The following is a 20,246-nucleotide window of genomic DNA, read 5'->3' as shown; positions in this document are numbered from 1 at the left end:
CACTCATTATGGAACAGAAAATTCATCAGGGAAGAAATGTAAAACGTTTCAGAGAAATGCTTAACATAAAACAGGAAGGATTAGCTTATGATCTGGGAGAAGACTGGAATCAAAAGAAGATTTCTTTGTTAGAACAAAAAGATGTAATTGAAGACAACCTGCTTAAACAGATCTCTGCAGTTCTGAATATTCCTGTTGAAGCTTTTAAAAATTTTGATGAAGAACAAGCGGTGAATATTATTTCTAATACTTTTGGAGAGCACGCTTTTAGTAATTCATTTAATTACGGAACAATTAATATTCATCCAATTGAAAAATTGATTTCACTTCATGAAGAAAAAATTGCGTTATATGAGCGTATGTTGAAAGAGAAAGATGAAATGATGTTGAGGCTTGAAAAATTAATTAAATAAACTCTTATTCTCTCCGAGTTTAAAACGATTTAGAAATAAACGACTTTTTAATCCAAATAGATTAACCTTTTCTGTTAACAGAAAAGGTTTTTTCATTTCATCAGGTATCAAATTACTATCGATAATTGTTTTTAATCCTTAATAAACCAATTTATTTGTGAATTTATAACGTTTTCGTTCTTTTTGTTGTCTCTTTTTTAGTTTATCCGAATTTATTAGTACTTTAAAAGTCCTATATTTGTTTTTCTTTCTAAAAAAACTAAAAAAAATATCAAATGAAAACTTTAAACGATTTCGACTTTAAAAATAAAAAAGCAATTATCCGTGTAGACTTTAACGTGCCTTTGGATGAGAATTTTAATGTAACTGATACGACACGTATTGAAGCTGCAAAACCAACTATCGATACTATTTTAGCTCAAGGTGGAAGTGTAATCTTAATGTCGCATTTAGGAAGACCAAAAGGAGCTGAAGAAAAATACTCTTTAAAACATATTTTAAAAACAGCTTCTGAAATTTTAGGAGTACAAGTTAAGTTTGCTGAAAACTGCGTTGGGGAACCAGCTCAAACAGCTGCTAAAAACTTACAGCCTGGAGAAGTTTTATTACTTGAAAATTTACGTTTTCACGCAGAAGAAGAAGCTGGAGATGTTGCTTTCGCAAAAGAATTAGCTTCACTTGGTGATATTTATGTAAACGACGCTTTTGGAACTGCACACAGAGCGCATGCTTCAACAACAATTATTGCACAGTTTTTTCCAAACGATAAAACATTTGGAACTTTATTGGCAAAAGAAATTGACAGTTTAAACAAAGTACTTAAAAATAGCGAAAAGCCAGTAACAGCAGTTTTAGGTGGTTCTAAAGTTTCTTCTAAAATTACCGTTATCGAAAATATCTTAGACAAAGTTGACCACATGATTATTGGCGGCGGTATGACTTTTACATTTATTAAAGCTCAAGGCGGAAAAGTAGGAGATTCAATCTGCGAAGATGATAAATTAGATTTAGCACTTGAAATTTTAAGATTAGCAAAAGAAAAAAATGTTCAAATTCATATTCCTGTTGATGTAATTGCTGCAGATGATTTCTCAAATTCAGCAAACACACAAGTTGTAGACGTAACAGCAATTCCTGATGGATGGCAAGGTCTTGACGCAGGTCCAAAATCATTAGAAAACTTCAAAAAAGTAATTTTAGAATCAAAAACTATTCTTTGGAACGGCCCATTAGGAGTTTTTGAAATGGAAACATTCTCTAAAGGAACAATTGCATTAGGAGATTATATTGCAGAAGCAACTGAAAAAGGAGCATTTTCTCTAGTTGGAGGAGGGGATTCTGTTGCAGCAGTAAAACAATTCGGTTTTGAAGACAAAATGAGTTATGTTTCTACTGGTGGAGGCGCAATGCTTGAAATGTTAGAAGGCAAAGTTTTACCTGGAATTGCTGCAATTTTAGACTAAAAAATCACAATTAACATTTTTTTGCGTATATTTAAGCCTTAAACTTTTTAAGTTTGCAAAAATAATGATTCTATAATGGGTTGATTTATAGAATTTTAAAAAAATGTTATATGATTGTAAAGAAAATATCATTAGCGGTAACCGTATTGTTTTCTCTATCGATGTTCTCGCAGGAAACTGCAGAAGTATCAAGAGAAATTAAGCCCGAAGTAAAGCTGTCTTATTTAGATTCTATCAAAAGCACATTCAAGAAAGATGATCTGGCAACAAAAGTTGACAGCCTTTGGATGAATGAGTTAGTAAGTTTAGATATCTACGATGATTTGACAAAAGATATTCAAACCATTAACAAGGACGTTACGGTTGATGAAGAATTACCAACAGAACTGCTTAAGCAGCGTTTGGCGGCAATGAATGCAAAATCGCCTTTTGAAATTGAATACAATCAAGGATTAGAAAATATAATAAAGTCATTTCTTAAGAATCGAAAAAAATCGTTTTCTCGATTAATGGCTTTATCAGAATACTACTTTCCAATATTCGAGGAAACTTTCGCTAAAGAAAAAATCCCGTTGGAAATAAAATATTTGGCCGTTGTAGAATCTGCTTTAAACCCTAAAGCAGTTTCTCAAATGGGCGCTACCGGACTTTGGCAGTTTATGTACGGAACCGGAAAACAATACGCTTTAAAAATCGATTCTTATATTGATGAAAGAAGTGATCCTCTTAAAGCTACTGCTGCTTGTTCAAATTACATGACAAAAATGTTCAATGTCTTTAATGACTGGGAACTTGTTTTAGCTTCTTATAATTCAGGTCCTGGAAATGTAACTAAAGCAATTCGTCGTTCTGGCGGAAAAACTGGTTACTGGGATATTCGTAATTACCTTCCAAAAGAAACCCAAGGTTATGTTCCGGCATTTTATGCTACAATGTATCTTTTTGAATATCACAAAGAACACGGAATCAATCCGGAAAGAGCTGTTATTAAAAACTTTGAAACAGATACTGTAGCGGTTAAAAATCAAATGTCTTTTAAACAAATTGCTGATTTGCTAGACATGCCGCAATCACAGTTACAGCTTTTAAATCCATCTTATAAATTAAATGTTGTACCGGCTTACCAAGGCGAACAAAATTTCCTTCGGTTACCAAAAGACAAAATCGCAACCTTTGTTTCAAATGAAGACAAGATTTATGCTTACGTAAAACACGAATCAGAAAACAGAACTATTCCAACACGTTTAGCAATGAAAATTGCTCCAAAAGGAAAACCGGTTAGAGATACCAAATCTCTGGAAGTGTCTAAAGATAAAGAGATTAAAGATATTCAGTTCTATAAAGTTCAAAAAGGAGATAACTTAGGCAGTATTGCGGATAAGTATAATGTGAATATTTCAGATCTAAAAAAATGGAATAACCTTAAATCAAATGCAATTGCGTTAGGAAAATCTTTAAAAATTAAATCAGATGTTGATACTTCTGCCAAAGTTATTAAAGAGCCGAAAGTATTACCTGCTGTAGAGAAAAATACAGAAGAAGCAGTTGCTTCTGCAGAAGATAATGATAAAGTTTCAATACAAACTGTAGAGTACGTTGTATTGGCCGGAGACAATTTAGGAAGCATTGCTAAAAAATTCGGTACGACTATTGCGGACTTAAAAGAGTTAAATGATCTTAGCTCTAATAATATTGGTTTAGGAAAAACATTAGTAGTTTCTAAAATAGTTACAGAGATCCACGAACCGGTTTCTACTGCTATTGCTTCTACTTCTGTTGACTCTTTCAAAAAGAAAGCGCCTTCAGCAAAAACTGCTGCGGAAGATTATTACGTTAAAAAAGGTGATTCTTTATACAGTATTTCTAAAAAATATCCTGGAGTAACAATTTCAGATATTAAAAAATGGAATGGTATTAAAGATGAAGATATAAAACCCGGAATGAAACTTAAAATAAACGGATAATAAAAAATCTTATTTAAATTTGGGTTTTATTTCATAAATTAAGAAAATGAATAAAACCCATTTTTTATTTATAATACTTCCGTTTCTATTGATTTCTTGTTTAAAAACAGATAAACAAGAAGAACCTGTTTCCGGAAAAACAAATACAATTTCCATCATCATCGACGATCAGTTATGGTATGGAGAAGTTGGCGACAGTATCCGAAATAAATTTGCATCGCCAGTTCTGGGTTTAACTCAGGAAGAACCTTTATTTACAATCAATCAATATCCTGCCAAACTTCTCGAAGGATTTGTAACCGACAGCCGAAGCATTATCGTTGTTAAAAAATCAGCTGTAGATAAGTTTGAAATAACCCACAATAAATCATTGCCGCACAACACTTTTCGTATTTACGGAAAATCTGTTGATGACATTATTTGCAGTATCGAATTGAATTCGGCACAAATCATCAAAATGATTCGCGATGCCGAAATCGAGAAAATTCAGGAAGACAACAGTGCTTCACTTTTAAATCCGGCTGTTATCAAAAACAAATTCCATATTGATATCCAGATTCCAACCGGATATGAATATATGCTTCACAAAAAGAATTTTATCTGGCTTAAAAAAGATATTATTAGTGGAAACACCAGTTTATTAATATACCAGATTCCGCTGCACAACTTTAAAACCCGTGGAAATATAGTGGGAAATATAATAAAAATGCGCGACTCAATTGGTTACTACATCAAAGGCAGAGAACCAAAAACCCGAATGATTACCGGAGAAGCGTATGCACCTTATTTTTCGAATACTTCATTAGACGGAAAAGAAGCCTTCGAAACCAAAGGAACATGGGAACTGAAAAATGACTTCATGGCCGGACCTTTCATTAACTACGCAATTGTAGATCCAGTCTATAACCGAATACTGGTTATCGAAGGATTCTGCTATTCACCCTCAAACCAAGAACGCGACTTAATGTTCGATCTCGAAGCCATCATTAAATCTGTGAAAATAGATAAACGATAAAAAGTTTGTTTCAAGTTTCAGGTTTCAAGTTTCAAGTTTTCTAAACGAATATTAAAACCATATAAGTTATATAAGATAATTTAAGTCAGGTTCTTAAAAAACAACTTTGCGTTTCTTTGCGTAACCTTAGCGAACTTTGCGCTAAAAACCACACAGCATAACCTGAAACCTGAAACTTCAAACCTGAAACAACTCTAGTTATTATTTTTCTTACTTTTGTTTTTATAACAAACATAAAAACAAATACTTATGAAAAAGGTAACCACAACATTAGTAATTATTGCATTATGTTTTATCTCTTGTAAAAAAGAAGTAAAAACCGAAGTTGATACGCCAAAAGATTTGGACAGTATTAAAACTGAAGAACCAGCAGCCGAAGCACCAGTAGATTCTGCGTCACAAATGAAAGCCTGGCAAGCGTATTCAACTCCGGGCGCACCGCACAAATTAATGACAGACGAAGTTGGAACGTGGAATTGTGAAATGACTTTTTGGCACGAACCAAACGGAAAACCAGAAAAATCAACATCAGTTGCGACTATCAAAATGATTCTTGGCGGACGTTATCAGGAAAGTAATTATGTTGGAAAAATTATGGGAGCACCATTTGAAGGAAAAAGTACATTAGCCTATAACAACGCGAGTAAAGAATACACCACAACTTTTATCGACAATATGGGAACCGGAATGATGGTTGCCACGGGAAAATATGATGAAGGAAAAAAAAGTATGGAATTTAAAGGTGAAGTAGTAAATCCGGTAACAGGAAAAAAAGCACCTTACAGAGAAATCTATACTATTGTAGATGCGACAACCCGCAAAATGGAAATGTTTGATGTCAAAGAAGGTGCTGAATATAAAAGCATGGAAATTGTCATGAAGAAAAAATGATAAAGTAAAGCAGTTTGCACTCCTGCAAGGTTTCCAAAACCTTGTAGGTGTAATTGACAAAGTAATAAAATAGATAATAAAGATTAAATACCTACAAGGTTTTGGAAACCTTGCAGGAATAGCAAAGTATCTTTTTAGTAAATCCCGATTATAGTTTTATAATCGGGATTTCTATTTGATAATATTTGACGTAATTTTGTTTTTAGGATTATTAAAATTAAAGAGATATACAAAATGGAATTAAAATGGAAAATAAAGCCATTTGAGGCATTAACTGTAAACGAACTATATGATTTACTTAAACTAAGAAGTGAAATCTTTGTAGTAGAGCAAAACTGCGTTTATTTAGACATTGACGGCAAAGACAAGAAAGCTTTACACTTAATTGGAGAATATGACGGTAAAGTTGTTGCCTACTCTCGTTTATTCGATGCCGGAATTAGTTTCGACAATGCCTCAATAGGAAGAGTAATTGTTGATGCCAATTATCGTGATAAAAAATGGGGAAACGATTTAATGCGTGAAGCAATTGCGGCAATAAAATCCAATTTTGGAAAAGATCAAATTACAATTGGAGCACAATTATATTTAAAGAAATTTTACGAAAGTCATGGTTTTGTCCAATCAAGTGAAATGTATCTTGAAGATGATATTGAACATATAGAAATGATTCGCGGATAAGCACAAAAAGAATAACGACACAATGTTGCAATATTAGTTTTTAATCTTTCACTAAATTATAATAAGCTTTAAGAGAAATAATTAACAACATAGTTTAGAGTAAAACTTTAAGTAAAAAACTTTGCGCTTTAGCGCCTTCGTAGCAAAAAAACTTAAATTTTCGTAATCAAAAATTCAACGCGGCGATCATAAATATCACCTCTTTTTAAAGGAAATTTGTTTCCGCAGCCTTGATAACGCATTCTGTTTTTAGAAACTTTCTTAGAACTTAAATAGTAAAAAACTGTTTTCGCCCGGTTCCAGGAAAGTTTCCTTTCTTTCGTGTCTTTGTCAATTGCGTCACTGTAAATTTGTGGTGTACAGCAAACGTGACCTCTTATTTCGAACTGTATGTTTTTTTGTTTTTGAAGTATAACAGAAATCTTATCCAATTCCTTTTTTGAATTATTAGTCAGTCTGGCACTTCCCATATCAAACAATATGTTTTCAAGATATATTTTATCGCCAACTTTTAATTTATCTTTAAAAGAAGAATAAACTTCTTTTCCAAAACTATTTCGTTTTACCACAATCAAATCAACCCGCCGATTGCGTAATCGTGTTTCGTATAAATTCTCAACAGTATCTGGCCGAACTACAACGCGGCCTTTCCCTTCAAGAATAACAATTTTACTTTCTTTAAAACCAAAGGAAAGCAATAAGTTTTGAATGGTATTAACCCTGTCATGAGATAGTTTAAAATTGTAGTCGTCTGTGCCGCGGTCGTCACAGTAACCGTAGATTTGTATAGATTCGACTTTCGCGGTGTCTATTGATTTGATAAAATTATTTACAACTCTGCTTTGCGGTTCAGTAAGATCATACTTGTCGAAATCAAAATAAACTGTTTCGATTGGTTTCTGCTGTGCCGATAGATTGTAAATAATAAACAAAAACAGGACCCGGGAAAGTTTCATTTTTCTACATTTTTAAAATCGTTTTATATTCAGTCTGATTATTTAATACGTTTACTGCTCTTTTAATCTCTGAATTGTTCTTAATATAAAACTGATACAAACCTTCTTGGTATTGGTATCTTTTGATAAGCTCTTCCTGAATTAAACCACGAATTTCTTTTTGGTTTTTATCCAGCAAAGTATTTTCACTTCTCTCTAATGCGGCTAATAATTGTTGATATTCCGGAGCAATCGTTTCGTCAATTTTTTCAGTTTTGGCTGCAGCCAAAGTATTTTTCAAGGCAACTTCTGTTTCTGTATCAAAACTAATTTTGTTTGTTTTCAAATATTGTTTGAAAGCACTATAATCAGTATCTGAAACCACAGGGATTTTATCGCCTAAATTTGGATTTTTATAATAGTAAGTAGTGGCGTAATCAAATATTCCGTCATTTTTCAAAAGAGCGCTTGTAATAGGGCTCATTTTGGCTTCTTCTAACTCAATGTCTGGTAAAACTCCACCGCCGTCATAAACTGTTCTTCCTTTTCGGGTTTTAAAAGCATTAAAGTTTTTAGAATCTGTTTTTTGGGCAACTCCGTTTTTGTCTTTATGTGCATAATCAAGCGCTTGTATACAACGACCAGATGGCGTGTAGTAACGCGAAATTGTAACTTTCAACTGCGTTCCGTAAGTCAGGTCAACAGAACGTTGCACCAAACCTTTTCCAAAACTACGGCTTCCTAAAATCACAGCGCGATCTAAATCCTGCAAAGCTCCGGAAACAATTTCAGATGCCGAAGCACTTCTTCCGTTAACCAAAATAGCAAGCGGAATCTCGGTATCAATCGGTTCTTTAGTCGTTTTATACGTATTGTTGTGTTTTTCGATTCTTGATTTCGTCGTTACAATAACTTCATTTTTTGGAACAAATAAATTACAAATATCAATCGCTTCATTCAAAAGTCCGCCCGGGTTTCCTCTTAAATCTAAGACGATTTGTTTTGCGCCGTCAGCTTTCAGTTTTTCCAAAGCATCTTTAACTTCGGCGGAAGCCTTTCTGCTAAAATGTGCCAAAACAATATAACCCGTTTTCTCATCAATCTTTCCATAAAACGGAACCGATTTAATATCCACTTCATCCAAAACCAATTCAGTTGTAAAAGTTTTTCCCTGACGAAGATATTTTATAGCAATTTTAGTGTTTTTAGTTCCTTTCAATAATTGCGAAGCATCATCTTTAAAATCAGCAATCAAAACATCACCAATTTGAATGATTTCATCACCTGCTTTTAGTCCGGCTTTATCTGCAGGATAATTTTTATACGGTTCGCGCACAATTAAACGGTCTTTTTTGCGTGCAATCATAGCACCAATTCCGGTATATTCTCCCGTATTGTTGATTTTGAAATTTACAACATCCTGCTCGTTAAAGTAAACGGTGTAAGGATCTAAACTTCCCAACATGCTTTTAATGGCTTTATCCATTAAATCACCCGGATTTGTTTCGTCTACATAATTTGTGTTTACGGCTTTAAACAACGTTGTGAAGATTTCAATTTGTTTGGCAATTTCAAAAAAGTCCTCTTTGAAACTGGTTCCAATAAATAATAATCCTGCCGCAACAGTTGGTATGATAAATCTCTTCTTGAAATAAGGATACATGACTATGGTTTTTTTCTTTTAATTCTCTTTCTAATAAAATAGGCTAATACACAAATTATAATTATAAACGGCCAAATGCTGATAATCGATATAAAGAAACTCGACAAACTAAAAAATCCTGATTTAATAGCGGTCCAGATTTTTGATCCGTATGATAATTGCATGGCTTCCTGTTCCGGCAGGTTTTTAAAAAACTCAATTGTAACCGTACTTTCAGAAACCCTGCTTTCTAAATATTTTAATTGGCCTTCTTTCGCTTCAATTTCTTCGCGGATAATCGAAATCTGTTTTTCGATTTCTAAGATTTCACTAATTTTTGTGGCTTTCTGTAATATTTGAAGATAACGTTCTTCGAGTTTTCTTTTATTTTTTAATCTTGTCGTTAAGTCGATATATTGTTCGGTAACATCTTCTGCCGTAATTTCTTTTCTCTCAAAATAAGCAACGCCTTTTGAAATTGTATTGATAAAATTGTCAAAATTCTGACTTGGAACTCTAATCGTTATATTTCGATAAAGCGTGCCATAGTCTTTTCCTTCAGAATCACTTTGAACTTTTCCCTGACTTTGTTTAACCGCTGTTTGAATCTGTTTGTACGTTTCTTCTAAATCATTGGTTTCAAATCGAAGCGATGCTTGTTTGATGATTTTTTGTTCAATTTGAGTTGAAGAACCATCTAGATTTTTATCTGAACCGCCTGATTCATATTTTTTTGGAGCTAATTTTATAGCACTAATCGAAGCTACTTGTTCTTCATTAGCAACTTCACTTTTGCTGCATCCAGAAAGAACACAAAAAATTACAGATAAAAAGAAAATGTATCGCATAAAATTTCAATTTAGTGCTAAAACTACAATTTTTTTATAATTTTTTATCTGATTTAGAGTACAAAGTTGTCTTTGAAGCTTTATAAATCCTTTTTGATTTCAGAATCGGGAGTTTTGTTTAACTGCTGTACAAATTTCTCAAACAATTGAATCGTTTTGGTATTGATTTCTTCGTAAGATAATCTGTCTTTTGTCTGGTAAAAAAGCATGAAAGAATACGGCTGATTTAAATGATCCAGCAGCAAATGTTTATTGAGTCTATAAGTTTCTCTTAGGACTCTTTTGAAATAATTTCTGTCGACTGCTTTTTTAAAGTATTTCTTAGAAACAGAAACACCCACTTTTGTATTACCCTGATATGCAGCTTCCGCTTGACGGTAAACCAAACGCAGCGGATATTTTGAAACCGATTTCCCTTCAGAAAAAAGTAATCCAATCGTGGTTTTGCTCTTTAAGCGTTCATTTTTAGGGTATGTAAAGTTCATTTAATTCAGAAAAAATTTGCAATTTTAAGGGCAAAGGTACAATTAAACCATAAAAACGGTTATTGTTTTCAAATTTTCTAACGCTAAAAATATATTTACTACTTTTGACCTCAAATTTTTTCAAGCATGCAAAAGATAATCTCATATCCAATCTCCGTAATTTTTTATTTATGTTTTGGATTGTGTTTGGCTGTTTTTCACCCAATACAATGGATCTGCCTTAATCTTTTTGGTTATCAGGCTCACAAAAAAAGTGTTGATTATTTAAATTTTTGTCTTTTAAGCTGTACGCGTTTAGTGGGTACAACTTATAAAGTTACAGGCGTTGATACAATTCCGAAAGGAGTTCCAATCATTTTTGTAGCGAATCATCAAAGTATGTACGATATCGTGACAATGATTTGGTACTTTAGACGTTTTCATTGTAAATTTGTAAGTAAGAAGGAGTTAGGAAGCGGAATTCCGAGTGTATCTTTTAATTTACGCCACGGAGGTTCTGTTTTAATTGACCGTAAAGACCCTAAACAAGCGATTCCAGTAATCAAAGGCTTGTCTGAATATATAGAAAAAAACACTAGATCTGCTGTAATCTTCCCGGAAGGAACCCGCAGTAAAACGGGAAAACCTAAAGAATTTGCCCAAAGCGGTTTAAAAATTCTATGCAAATATGCACCATCTGCATACGTTGTTCCGGTAAGTATTAATAATTCATGGAAGATGGTTCGTTACGGTATGTTTCCGGTTGGTTTAGGAAACCACTTAACTTTTACGGCACACAAAGCGATGGCAGTAAAAGATTATGATTTTGCCGAATTAATGGCATTAACAGAAAAAGCGGTTGTTGAAGGAGTAAACGAGTATAAACAGGATTAAGTTTTAGTCCGAGCTAAAATATAAATCCCAAATTTAAAATAAGTAATGTCTATAAAAAACATTAGATTAGAAGTGATGCAGTTTTTAGAAAAAAACGTTGACAGCTTCGTTGAACAGTATTTAATTCCGGTGGAAAAAATTTGGCAGCCGTCAGATTTCCTGCCTAATTCTGAAGGAGAAAATTTCTTTGAGGAGGTAAAGGAACTACGTGAAATTGCTAAAGAATTACCATACGATTTTTGGGTAACGCTTGTTGGTGATACCATTACCGAAGAGGCGCTTCCAACATATGAGTCCTGGTTAATGGATGTAGAAGGAATAGATCAGATTGAGAACGGCGGAAATGGTTGGTCGAAATGGATCAGACAATGGACTGGTGAAGAAAACCGTCACGGAGATCTTTTAAATAAATACTTGTATTTGTCTGGTCGTGTTAATATGCGTGAAATCGAAATGACAACGCAGCATTTAATCAACGACGGTTTTGATATTGGAACTGGAACTGACCCGTACAAAAACTTTGTATACACTAGTTTTCAGGAATTAGCAACTTATGTTTCACACAATAGAGTAGCGCAGATCGCGAAAAAATTTGGTGATAACAAATTGTCTAAAATGTGTAAAATGATTGCAGGTGACGAAATGCGTCATCACCATGCATATAGCGAATTTGTAACGAGAATTTTTCAAGTTGATCCAAGCGAAATGATGTTGGCGTTTCAATACATGATGAAACAAAAAATCGTTATGCCTGCTCATTTCTTAAGAGAATCAGGTCAAAAGATAAGCACTGCTTTTGAACAGTTTTCTGATTCTGCACAACGTATTGGAGTTTACACAGCAAATGACTACGTTGATATTATGCAGAAACTAATCAACAAATGGGAAATCGATAAAATCACGAACTTAACTGATGAAGCTGAAAAAGCACGTGATTACTTAATGAAATTACCAGCTCGTATGGCTAGAATCTCTGAAAGAATTGTAATTCCACAAGAATCACACATCTTTAAATGGGTTGAACCTGCTAGATTGTAAAAATTTTAGATTTAAGAATGTAGATTTTAGATTGATATTGTAATTGCAATTGATTTTTGACATTGACATTTAAAATATATTGTTGATTGTTGAAGTTTAAAACCTTTAACAATCAACATTTTTTATTTAAACCATAAAAAACACCAGCACAAATCCGTTGAATCTGTAAAATCCGCGGGCCATTTCACCACAAACCAAAATACAATATGAGTAATCCTGAACTTATAAATAAAACCATTGCATTTGTAAAAGAGAAACTAAACGATGCCGAAGGCGGACACGACTGGTTTCATATCGAACGAGTTTATAAAAATGCACTTTTAATTGCAAAAGATACCGATTGTGATAAAACAGTTGTAGAATTAGGAGCATTGCTTCATGATATTGCCGATAGTAAATTTCATGACGGAGATGAAACGATTGGCCCAAAAACTGCCCGTTTGTTTTTAGAATCACATAACGTTTCAGAAGAGATTATTCAACATGTGGTAAACATTATCGAAAACATATCTTATAAAGGCGGAAATTTCGAAAAGAAGTTTTCTTCTGTAGAATTAGATATTGTTCAGGATGCCGATCGTTTAGATGCAATTGGCGCAATTGGAGTTGCAAGAGCATTCAATTATGGCGGATTTAAAAACAGAGCCTTATATGATCCTGAAATTGCTCCGGTAACGAATATGACAAAAGAGGAATATAAAAAGAACAATGCACCAACAATAAATCACTTTTACGAAAAGCTTTTGCTCTTAAAAGACAAAATGAATACCGAAAAAGGAAAACAAATCGCCGCCGAAAGACATCATTTTATGGAATTATTCCTGTCGCAGTTTTATGCAGAATGGGAGGGGATTAAGTGAGTTTACAGTTCTCAGTCGCAGTTTACATTCATATAAACTGAAAACTGTGACTGAATACTGAAAACTTTTTATACTGTTTTAAATTTTAGATTTTAAAAGGCACATTATTCCGAAAGCACACAAGAATCCAAAAGAAAACCATAATAATCTGGTAACTCTATTATCTCTCACGATTTCATTTTTTTCGAACTTTGTCATTTTATTTGAATTTTATTTTGCAAAATTAATTTGCCCTGTATCGATAACTAAGCCATAAAAGTTTTTTAAACATCAAAAAAGGGTATTTTCCTTGTCAGAAGACTTGTAGAGCATAAAAAAAGCTTCACAAAGATTTTAAAATCTCTGTGAAGCTTTATGTTTATTTGAGTGAAACTCTGTGAAATAAGAAAACTTAGAAGCTTAGTATCTCAGTAACTTAGAGCATAAAAAACTTAGCATCTTAGAATCTCAGCACCTTAGTAACTTAAATCACGAACATCCGCAATTGCCATCACCACAGTCTTTTTTCTTTTTAGATTTCCAAAAGAATTTTCTAATCAAAAAGCCAACGGCGATAAATAATATGACAAAAGCTATAATTTCTTGTATCATAACATTTTACTTTAAAAATTGATACGCTAAAAGCGCGGTAATATAAGCAAGCCCAGTCATAAAGAAAAGCTGCATTACGGGCCACTTCCATGAATTTGTTTCTTTTTTTGTAATGGCTAAAGTACTGGCACACTGCATTGCAAAAGCATAAAACAACAACAATGAAATTCCAGAAGCAAAATTAAAGATTTTTTCTCCCGTTTCAGGATTAACCTCTTTCTGCATTTTACTCTTAATTGTCGATTCATTATCGCTGTCTCCAACACTATAAATAGTAGCCAGTGTTCCCACTAAAACCTCACGTGCGGCAAACGAGCTGATAATCGCAATACCGATTTTCCAATCGTAACCAAGTGGAGAAATTACAGGCTCAATAGTTTTACCCATAATCCCGATATAAGAATTCTCTATTTTTTGAGAAGCCACTTCATTTTCAAACTGAACTTGATTTAAAGTTGTATTGGCAAATCTTCCTTTTACGATGTTTTCGGCATCGTTAAATTCTTTTCCAGGTCCGAAAGAAGCCAAAAACCATAAAATAACGGATATTGCTAAGATGATTTTACCCGCGCCCAAAACAAAAGCTTTGGTTTTTTCGACAACGTTGATTCCAACATTCTTGAAAAGCGGTAATTTATAACTTGGCATTTCAACAACGAAATACGTTTTTGAATCCAGTTTTAAAACTTTATTTAAAATATAGGCCGAGATTATTGCCGTTACAAATCCCAGTAAATACAATAACATCAATGACAGCCCTTGTAAATTTAAGAATCCCAGAACTCGTTTATTCGGAATCACTAACGAAATCATAATCGCATAAACTGGTAATCTTGCAGAACAAGTCGTGAATGGCGTTACCAAGATCGTAATAAGGCGTTCTTTCCAGTTTTCGATATTTCGCGTCGCCATAATCGCCGGAATCGCGCACGCAGTTCCTGAAATTAAAGGCACAACGCTTTTTCCCGAAAGCCCGAATTTGCGCATGATTTTATCCATCAGGAAAACAACACGGCTCATATAACCGCTTTCTTCAAGAATAGAAATGAACAAAAACAAGAAAGCAATCTGCGGAATAAAAATAATAACACCGCCAATTCCCGGAATAATTCCCTGCGAAAGTAAATCGGTTAAAATACCGCTTGGTAATTCTTTTGCAGTCCAGCTGCTAAACGAAGCAAAAGTCGCGTCAATAAAATCCATAGGAATGGTTGACCAGCTGAAAATAGACTGGAAAATGATAAATAAAATTCCAAGGAAAATTGCATAACCCCAAAACTTGTGCGTTAAAACACGATCCAGTCTGGCCCTGAAATCTGTTGCCGCTTCAGTATCAATTTTTAAACCTTCTTTTAAAACATCATTTATAAACTGATATCTTTTGATGGTTTCTTTTTGCTGCAAGCGTTTTAATTCTGAATGTGATTTGGTAAAGGTATTTCGGATTTCATTTCGGTCTAAATTCGAAAAATTGACATCCTGTGTAATTACAAGCCATAATTTGTACATCAATTGATTCGGAAATGCATGCTGCAGTTTTTGAAAATAGTCAGGATCAATTACTGATGCATTTAAGCAAGGTTCGTGCGGAACGGTTTTATAAGAAACAATTAATTCCTTTAATTCCTCAATTCCTAAACCTTTACGGGAACTTACTAAAGCAATTTTGGTTTTTAGTTTTTCTTCTAAAAGCGGAATATCCAAAGAAATTCCTTTGCTCGCCATACGGTCAGACATATTGATAACCAAGATCGTTGGAATTTCAAGATCTTTTATCTGCGTAAAAATCAGTAAGTTTCTTTTCAGATTTTCAACATCGGTTACTACAACAGCAACATCAGGATATAATTTGTCGTTTTTGTTTAGCAAAAGTTCAATTACCACGCTCTCGTCCATCGAACTTGCGTTCAGACTATACGTTCCGGGTAAATCCAGAATATTGGCTTTTACGTTATGAGGTAATTTACAAAATCCGATTTTTTTCTCAACCGTGATTCCGGGATAATTCCCAACTTGTTGATTTAAACCCGTAAGCTGATTAAAAACAGAAGTTTTACCTACGTTAGGATTTCCAATAAGGGCAACATTGATATTCTGAACGCTCATTATAAATTGTTTTGTAAAAGTTCAACTTCAATTTCACGAGCAGTTTCAACACGAATAGCAACATGCGAACCATTAATATCTAAATATAAAGGATCTCCAAAAGGAGCAATTTGAAGTAATTCGACCATGCTGCCCGGCAAACAACCCATCTCTAGTAATTTTAAAGGAATCAAATCGATATCAAAATCTTTGATAATGGCTTTATCGCCTTTTTTCAAGGTATGGATAGTATTTTGCAAAGCTTATTTAGATTGAATTTAGATTGCAAAAATAGGCAATAAATCTTTACCCCATGGTAATAATAAGGTTTGAAAATGCTAAATCTTTCTAAAAATAAGGTATTTTACTCTTTTGATAAGAAATCTATGTCTTCCAGTAATCTTGTGATATCTTCCTTTTTTGTTCCGTCATAAAATCCGCGAACGCGTCTTTTTTGATCCACTAAAACAAAATTCTCAGTATGTACCATATCATATAGTTGATCTGGACGACCCAACTTAACAGCCAGGTAAGATTTTCTGGCCATAGTGTAAATCTCTTTTTTATCTCCGGTAACCAAATTCCACTTGCTGTCTACAACTCCGTATTTTACTGCATAAGCTTTTAAAACAGAAACGCTGTCAACTTCTGGAAAAACAGTGTGAGAAAGCAGCATTACTTTTGGATTGTTTAAAACTGCTTTTTGAACTTCAACAAGATTGGTTGACATTTTTGGGCAGATTGATCCGCAGGTTGTAAAGAAGAAATCGGCAACATAAATTTTTCCTTCGTAATTTTTCTGGGTAATGGTATCTCCGTTTTGGTTTATGAACGAAAAATCGGCAATGGTGTGGTATTTACTTTTGTATTGAATCGTACTGTCAACCAATTCCGGATTTACATCGGCAGGATTATAAATTGGAAGTGTTTTTTGTGGCTTTAAAGCCGAATAAAATAAAGATATAGTGACTACAGAAAATACAATTAATACAATGAAGAATTTGCGGTATTTATAAAGAAGCGATTTCATAAAAATAATTTGGCGCAAAAATACGAAAAGAGCATTTTAAAAGGGATAATTATGACGCTTTTTAACAGGTTTTTTTAATCTCGCAAAGTCGCAGAGTCGCAGAGTTAAATTTTTTAAGCTTTGCGTTTTAAGTTTGCCAAGCGTATTAAAGATCAACGATCTTTAAACTTAAATAAAAACTTTGCGTCTCTGCGACTTTGCGAGATTAATTTTTAGGTTTTCGAATAGATTTATTCACCATATACAATCCCGTTAAAGTTACGGCCGAACCAATGGCAATAGCCTGCGTAAGCGTTTCGCCAAAAATAATCGAACCCAAAATCATCGCAACAATTGGATTAATGTAAACATAAATACTGCTGATTTCTGTTGGAAGATGCTGCAGCGTATAAATAAAAGCAATGAAAGTTAAAACCGAACCAATAATTACCAAATATCCAATTGCCCACCAGGACTCTGAAGGAATTTCGCTCAGCGGAATATTAACTCCCGTTGCTTCTGTAATTCCAAAAAGAAACACACTTGAAATCAACATCTGCAGTCCCAAACTAAAATACGGATTAAAACTAGCTGCTTTTTTCTTGGTTTGTAAAATTCCAAAAGCCCACGTAATTGTTGAAGCCGTCATTAAAATAATCCCGAACTGAAAATCAGGTCTTAGGAAGTCAGCAATATAATCGATGAAAATAATACAAATTCCTCCAAAGCTGATTAAGATTCCAAACAAAGCCATTTTTGCAATTCGTTCCCCATTAAAAAAATTAATGATAATAATCCAAATTGGGAAAAGAGCACTGATGATGGCACCCAATCCGCTTGTCATATATTTCACGCCCCAGGTACTCAATCCGTTGCTGCAAACAAAATTCAAAAAACTCAAAACAAGAATCGTACGCCATTGTTTTCCTTTTGGCCAAGGCTCTTTTTTCAGCAAAAAATAGCCCACATAAATCAGTCCGCCCAAAAACTGACGAATTGTTGCCAATTGCAATGCCGGCATATGCTTGACACCTTCTTTTGAAGCTAACCACGTTGTTCCCCAAAAAAAACTTACCCAGCATAAAGCCATAATGGGTAAACCAATTGCTTCAATTTTTCCTGAAACGGCATTCTGAATTTTTGCTCTCATTTTGACTTTAAATCTTTAAACAAATATTCCAAAAACAATTTCAATAAACAGTGAAAAACAGGCTTTTAATTCATGAAAATAATCGATGGTTTCCATTAAAATGTTATGGAAGAATACTTACACATTATTATTGCATAAATTTTAACATAGAGTTACAAATTTTAACGATATGTTTGTGTATACACTCGAAACACATTTATAAATGAAAAAACAACTTACTAAACCTTTGTTTTGTGCTTTTTCTGCAATGCTTTCTTTTACAGCAATCGAAGCGCAAACCACTGCAGCAAAAGAACCTGGTATCAATGTATCATACATGAATACCAAAATTAGTCCGAGCCAGGATTTTTTCCAATATGTAAACGGAACTTGGTTAAGCCAGACAGAAATTCCAAGCGATCGTACTACTTGGGGAAGTTTTAATGAATTGATTAAAAAGACAGACAAAGATGTAATGTCTATTTTAAAAGATGCATCAAAAAATCCAAAGTATAAATCAGATACTGATCAGGGAAAAGCTGTTAACTTATTCCTGACCGTTTTAGATACTGTTGGAAGAAACAAAGCAGGAATTAATCCTTTAAAACCGTATTTGAAAAAGATTGACGCCATTAAAAATGTGGCAGATCTTCAAAAGTTTTTGGTTGAAATGGAACCTGAAGGAGGTTCTGGATTCTTCGGAATTTACATTGGAGCCGATGAAAAAAACAGCTCTAAAAATTCAGTAAGTCTTGCAGTAAGTCAATTAGGACTTCCTGATAAAGATTATTACACTTCTGAAGATAAAGATTCTAAAGAAAAACGTGAGAAATACGAACTTCATGTAGCGAGAATGCTACAGTTTATTGGAGAAACTCCAGAGAAAGCAAAACAAAGCGCTAAAGAAATTCTGGCTTTTGAAACTGAATTGTCAAAACCAAGATTAGACCGCGTTGAAAGCAGAGATAGCCGTTTGCAATACAACCCAATGACGGTTGCTGAACTTCAAAAATTAACTCCGGCTATAAAATGGGATGCTTATTTTGCTGGAATTGGTTTGGCGAAATTAGACACTGTAGTGGTTATCGAACCAAAATACATGAAAGCGTTACAAACGGTATTTACTGAAAATAAAGTAGCACAGTGGAAAGAGTACCTAAAATGGGATTTATTAAATTCTTCATCTACAAAATTATCAACGGATATTGAAACGGCTAATTTTGATTTTTACAGCAAAACTTTAAGAGGAGCTGTAAAACAATTGCCAAGAGAAGAGAAAGCTTTGCAAGTTGTAAACCGCGGAATTGGTGAAGCACTTGGTAAATTGTATGTAGAAAAAGTATTTCCTGCTGAAGCAAAAGCCAAAGCGGTCGATATGATTCATAATGTTATTACGGCGTACCAAAACCGTATTAACAATTTAACGTGGATGTCTAAAGATACAAAAGCAAAAGCTATTGAAAAACTAAACAAAATAACCATAAAAGTTGGTTATCCTGATAAGTGGAAAGATTATTCGGCACTTCAAATTAAAAATGTTGCCGAAGGCGGTAGTTATTTTGAGAATTCGAAAAGTTTGTCAATATGGAATTTCAAAAAAGGGATTGCGAAATTGAACAAACCGGTTGATAAAACAGAGTGGGGAATGTCTCCGCAAACCGTAAATGCGTATTACAATCCATCTTATAATGAAATTGTATTCCCAGCTGCGATCTTACAGCCGCCGTTTTACAATTACCAAGCTGATGAAGCTGTAAATTACGGTGGAATTGGAGCGGTAATTGGTCATGAAATCTCTCATGGTTTTGATGATTCTGGTGCGCGTTATAACGCAGAAGGAAATCTTGTTGACTGGTGGACGCCTCAGGATTTAGAGCAATTTACCAAATTAGGTTCTGAATTAGCAGATCAATACAGCGCTTTAGAGCCGTTACCGGGAATTCATGTGGATGGTAAATTTACTTTAGGTGAAAATATTGGAGACTTAGGCGGGATCAATGCTGCTTACGATGGTTTGCAATTGTATTTGAAAGCGCACGGAAATCCGGGATTAATTGACGGATTTACTCCAGAGCAGCGTTTCTTTATTTCCTGGGCAACCGTTTGGAGAACCAAGTCTAGAGACGAAGCGATTAAAAATCAAGTAAAAACAGATCCGCATTCGCCGGGAATGTACAGAGCTTATGTTCCAATTCAAAATGTTGATGCTTTTTATGAAGCTTTCGGTATTAAAAATGGAGACAAAATGTTTGTAAGTCCAGAGAAACGAGTAAAAATCTGGTAAAACTCATAAATAGAAAACGGCGCTGATTTCAGCGCGGTTT

The 20,246-nt window shown here is 33.9% G+C and carries 19 protein-coding genes; 10 read left to right on the top strand and 9 right to left on the bottom strand.

The annotated features are described in order from the left end of the window. The first annotated feature begins 8 nt into the window (after positions 1–8). From APR43_RS17365 to APR43_RS17340, 6 genes are all read left to right on the top strand, one after another. Positions 9–413, top strand: a complete 405-nt coding sequence (locus APR43_RS17365; RefSeq protein WP_053474371.1) for a helix-turn-helix domain-containing protein — start codon at positions 9–11, stop codon at positions 411–413. Positions 414–688: 275 nt separating this feature from the next. Further along, positions 689–1,876 (top strand): phosphoglycerate kinase, encoded by a 1,188-nt coding sequence (locus tag APR43_RS17360; protein ID WP_053474372.1) that lies wholly within the window; start codon positions 689–691, stop codon positions 1,874–1,876. A 110-nt stretch (positions 1,877–1,986) separates the two neighbouring features. Next, positions 1,987–3,840 (top strand): LysM peptidoglycan-binding domain-containing protein, encoded by a 1,854-nt coding sequence (locus APR43_RS17355; RefSeq protein ID WP_053474373.1) that lies wholly within the window; start codon positions 1,987–1,989, stop codon positions 3,838–3,840. Positions 3,841–3,886: 46 nt separating this feature from the next. Further along, positions 3,887–4,855: a DUF4837 family protein gene (locus APR43_RS17350; protein WP_053474374.1), complete on the top strand. Its 969-nt coding sequence runs from the start codon at positions 3,887–3,889 to the stop codon at positions 4,853–4,855. Positions 4,856–5,104: 249 nt separating this feature from the next. Further along, positions 5,105–5,746 (top strand): DUF1579 domain-containing protein, encoded by a 642-nt coding sequence (locus APR43_RS17345; RefSeq protein WP_053474375.1) that lies wholly within the window; start codon positions 5,105–5,107, stop codon positions 5,744–5,746. Positions 5,747–5,980: 234 nt separating this feature from the next. After that, the gene (locus APR43_RS17340; RefSeq protein ID WP_053473166.1) at positions 5,981–6,427 is read left to right on the top strand and encodes a GNAT family N-acetyltransferase; all 447 of its coding nucleotides are present in this window, start codon (positions 5,981–5,983) and stop codon (positions 6,425–6,427) included. A gap of 152 nt (positions 6,428–6,579) precedes the next feature. On the opposite strand, the gene APR43_RS17335 is transcribed toward APR43_RS17340, so the two are convergent. The 4 genes from APR43_RS17335 to rnpA form a co-directional block, all read right to left on the bottom strand. After that, positions 6,580–7,383, bottom strand: coding sequence for an OmpA family protein (locus APR43_RS17335; RefSeq protein WP_053473165.1), 804 nt, complete (start codon positions 7,381–7,383; stop codon positions 6,580–6,582). A 4-nt stretch (positions 7,384–7,387) separates the two neighbouring features. Beyond that, on the bottom strand, positions 7,388–9,025 hold the full coding sequence (locus tag APR43_RS17330; RefSeq protein ID WP_053473164.1) for a S41 family peptidase: 1,638 nt from the start codon (positions 9,023–9,025) through the stop codon (positions 7,388–7,390). Positions 9,026–9,027: 2 nt separating this feature from the next. Then, complete coding sequence (locus APR43_RS17325) at positions 9,028–9,852, bottom strand: DUF4349 domain-containing protein (RefSeq protein ID WP_053473163.1); 825 nt, start codon at positions 9,850–9,852, stop codon at positions 9,028–9,030. An 80-nt stretch (positions 9,853–9,932) separates the two neighbouring features. Then, the gene (gene rnpA, locus APR43_RS17320; protein WP_053473162.1) at positions 9,933–10,337 is read right to left on the bottom strand and encodes a ribonuclease P protein component; all 405 of its coding nucleotides are present in this window, start codon (positions 10,335–10,337) and stop codon (positions 9,933–9,935) included. Between the two features lie 126 nt (positions 10,338–10,463). Here rnpA and APR43_RS17315 point away from each other — a divergent pair, with 126 nt between their 5' ends. The 3 genes from APR43_RS17315 to APR43_RS17305 all read left to right on the top strand — a co-directional run bounded on the left by APR43_RS17315 (position 10,464) and on the right by APR43_RS17305 (position 13,108). After that, on the top strand, positions 10,464–11,210 hold the full coding sequence (locus tag APR43_RS17315) for a lysophospholipid acyltransferase family protein (protein WP_053473161.1): 747 nt from the start codon (positions 10,464–10,466) through the stop codon (positions 11,208–11,210). 45 nt (positions 11,211–11,255) lie between these two features. Then, positions 11,256–12,248: an acyl-ACP desaturase gene (locus tag APR43_RS17310; RefSeq protein WP_053473160.1), complete on the top strand. Its 993-nt coding sequence runs from the start codon at positions 11,256–11,258 to the stop codon at positions 12,246–12,248. Positions 12,249–12,454: 206 nt separating this feature from the next. After that, entirely contained in the window at positions 12,455–13,108 is a 654-nt protein-coding gene (locus APR43_RS17305) for an HD domain-containing protein (RefSeq protein WP_053473159.1), read from the top strand. Between the two features lie 468 nt (positions 13,109–13,576). Here APR43_RS17305 and APR43_RS17300 read toward each other — a convergent pair whose 3' ends face one another. From APR43_RS17300 to APR43_RS17280, 5 genes are all read right to left on the bottom strand, one after another. Beyond that, positions 13,577–13,699 (bottom strand): FeoB-associated Cys-rich membrane protein, encoded by a 123-nt coding sequence (locus APR43_RS17300; RefSeq protein WP_073486019.1) that lies wholly within the window; start codon positions 13,697–13,699, stop codon positions 13,577–13,579. Positions 13,700–13,705: 6 nt separating this feature from the next. Next, positions 13,706–15,805: a ferrous iron transport protein B gene (feoB, locus tag APR43_RS17295; protein ID WP_053473158.1), complete on the bottom strand. Its 2,100-nt coding sequence runs from the start codon at positions 15,803–15,805 to the stop codon at positions 13,706–13,708. Beyond that, positions 15,805–16,044: a ferrous iron transport protein A gene (locus APR43_RS17290; RefSeq protein ID WP_053473157.1), complete on the bottom strand. Its 240-nt coding sequence runs from the start codon at positions 16,042–16,044 to the stop codon at positions 15,805–15,807. The genes feoB and APR43_RS17290 overlap by 1 nt, the downstream gene beginning before the upstream one ends. A gap of 104 nt (positions 16,045–16,148) precedes the next feature. After that, positions 16,149–16,814 (bottom strand): SCO family protein, encoded by a 666-nt coding sequence (locus APR43_RS17285; RefSeq protein WP_053473156.1) that lies wholly within the window; start codon positions 16,812–16,814, stop codon positions 16,149–16,151. A gap of 205 nt (positions 16,815–17,019) precedes the next feature. Beyond that, entirely contained in the window at positions 17,020–17,943 is a 924-nt protein-coding gene (locus APR43_RS17280) for a DMT family transporter (RefSeq protein WP_053473155.1), read from the bottom strand. 202 nt (positions 17,944–18,145) lie between these two features. On the opposite strand from APR43_RS17280, the gene APR43_RS17275 reads away from it, so the two are divergent. Next, positions 18,146–20,206, top strand: coding sequence for a M13 family metallopeptidase (locus tag APR43_RS17275; protein WP_053473154.1), 2,061 nt, complete (start codon positions 18,146–18,148; stop codon positions 20,204–20,206). Positions 20,207–20,246 lie beyond the last annotated feature (40 nt).

It is taken from the genome of Flavobacterium sp. NLM (genome assembly GCF_002210235.1).
In the GTDB taxonomy this organism is placed as follows: Bacteria; Bacteroidota; Bacteroidia; order Flavobacteriales; family Flavobacteriaceae; genus Flavobacterium; species Flavobacterium panici.
Note: the sequence above shows the minus strand (reverse complement) of the source record. Positions and strands in the feature narration are given on the sequence as shown.

What these genes read in the sequence shown, in the direction of transcription:
- APR43_RS17330 (WP_053473164.1), bottom strand. Translation starts at nt 9,025, where the DNA reads ATGTATCCTTATTTCAAGAAGAGATTTATCATACCAACTGTTGCGGCA.
- APR43_RS17355 (WP_053474373.1), top strand. Translation starts at nt 1,987, where the DNA reads ATGATTGTAAAGAAAATATCATTAGCGGTAACCGTATTGTTTTCTCTA.
- rnpA (WP_053473162.1), bottom strand. Translation starts at nt 10,337, where the DNA reads ATGAACTTTACATACCCTAAAAATGAACGCTTAAAGAGCAAAACCACG.
- APR43_RS17300 (WP_073486019.1), bottom strand. Translation starts at nt 13,699, where the DNA reads ATGATACAAGAAATTATAGCTTTTGTCATATTATTTATCGCCGTTGGC.
- APR43_RS17310 (WP_053473160.1), top strand. Translation starts at nt 11,256, where the DNA reads ATGTCTATAAAAAACATTAGATTAGAAGTGATGCAGTTTTTAGAAAAA.
- APR43_RS17315 (WP_053473161.1), top strand. Translation starts at nt 10,464, where the DNA reads ATGCAAAAGATAATCTCATATCCAATCTCCGTAATTTTTTATTTATGT.
- APR43_RS17340 (WP_053473166.1), top strand. Translation starts at nt 5,981, where the DNA reads ATGGAATTAAAATGGAAAATAAAGCCATTTGAGGCATTAACTGTAAAC.
- APR43_RS17365 (WP_053474371.1), top strand. Translation starts at nt 9, where the DNA reads ATGGAACAGAAAATTCATCAGGGAAGAAATGTAAAACGTTTCAGAGAA.
- APR43_RS17335 (WP_053473165.1), bottom strand. Translation starts at nt 7,383, where the DNA reads ATGAAACTTTCCCGGGTCCTGTTTTTGTTTATTATTTACAATCTATCG.
- feoB (WP_053473158.1), bottom strand. Translation starts at nt 15,805, where the DNA reads ATGAGCGTTCAGAATATCAATGTTGCCCTTATTGGAAATCCTAACGTA.
- APR43_RS17350 (WP_053474374.1), top strand. Translation starts at nt 3,887, where the DNA reads ATGAATAAAACCCATTTTTTATTTATAATACTTCCGTTTCTATTGATT.
- APR43_RS17305 (WP_053473159.1), top strand. Translation starts at nt 12,455, where the DNA reads ATGAGTAATCCTGAACTTATAAATAAAACCATTGCATTTGTAAAAGAG.
- APR43_RS17285 (WP_053473156.1), bottom strand. Translation starts at nt 16,814, where the DNA reads ATGAAATCGCTTCTTTATAAATACCGCAAATTCTTCATTGTATTAATT.
- APR43_RS17280 (WP_053473155.1), bottom strand. Translation starts at nt 17,943, where the DNA reads ATGAGAGCAAAAATTCAGAATGCCGTTTCAGGAAAAATTGAAGCAATT.
- APR43_RS17325 (WP_053473163.1), bottom strand. Translation starts at nt 9,852, where the DNA reads ATGCGATACATTTTCTTTTTATCTGTAATTTTTTGTGTTCTTTCTGGA.
- APR43_RS17275 (WP_053473154.1), top strand. Translation starts at nt 18,146, where the DNA reads ATGAAAAAACAACTTACTAAACCTTTGTTTTGTGCTTTTTCTGCAATG.
- APR43_RS17360 (WP_053474372.1), top strand. Translation starts at nt 689, where the DNA reads ATGAAAACTTTAAACGATTTCGACTTTAAAAATAAAAAAGCAATTATC.
- APR43_RS17345 (WP_053474375.1), top strand. Translation starts at nt 5,105, where the DNA reads ATGAAAAAGGTAACCACAACATTAGTAATTATTGCATTATGTTTTATC.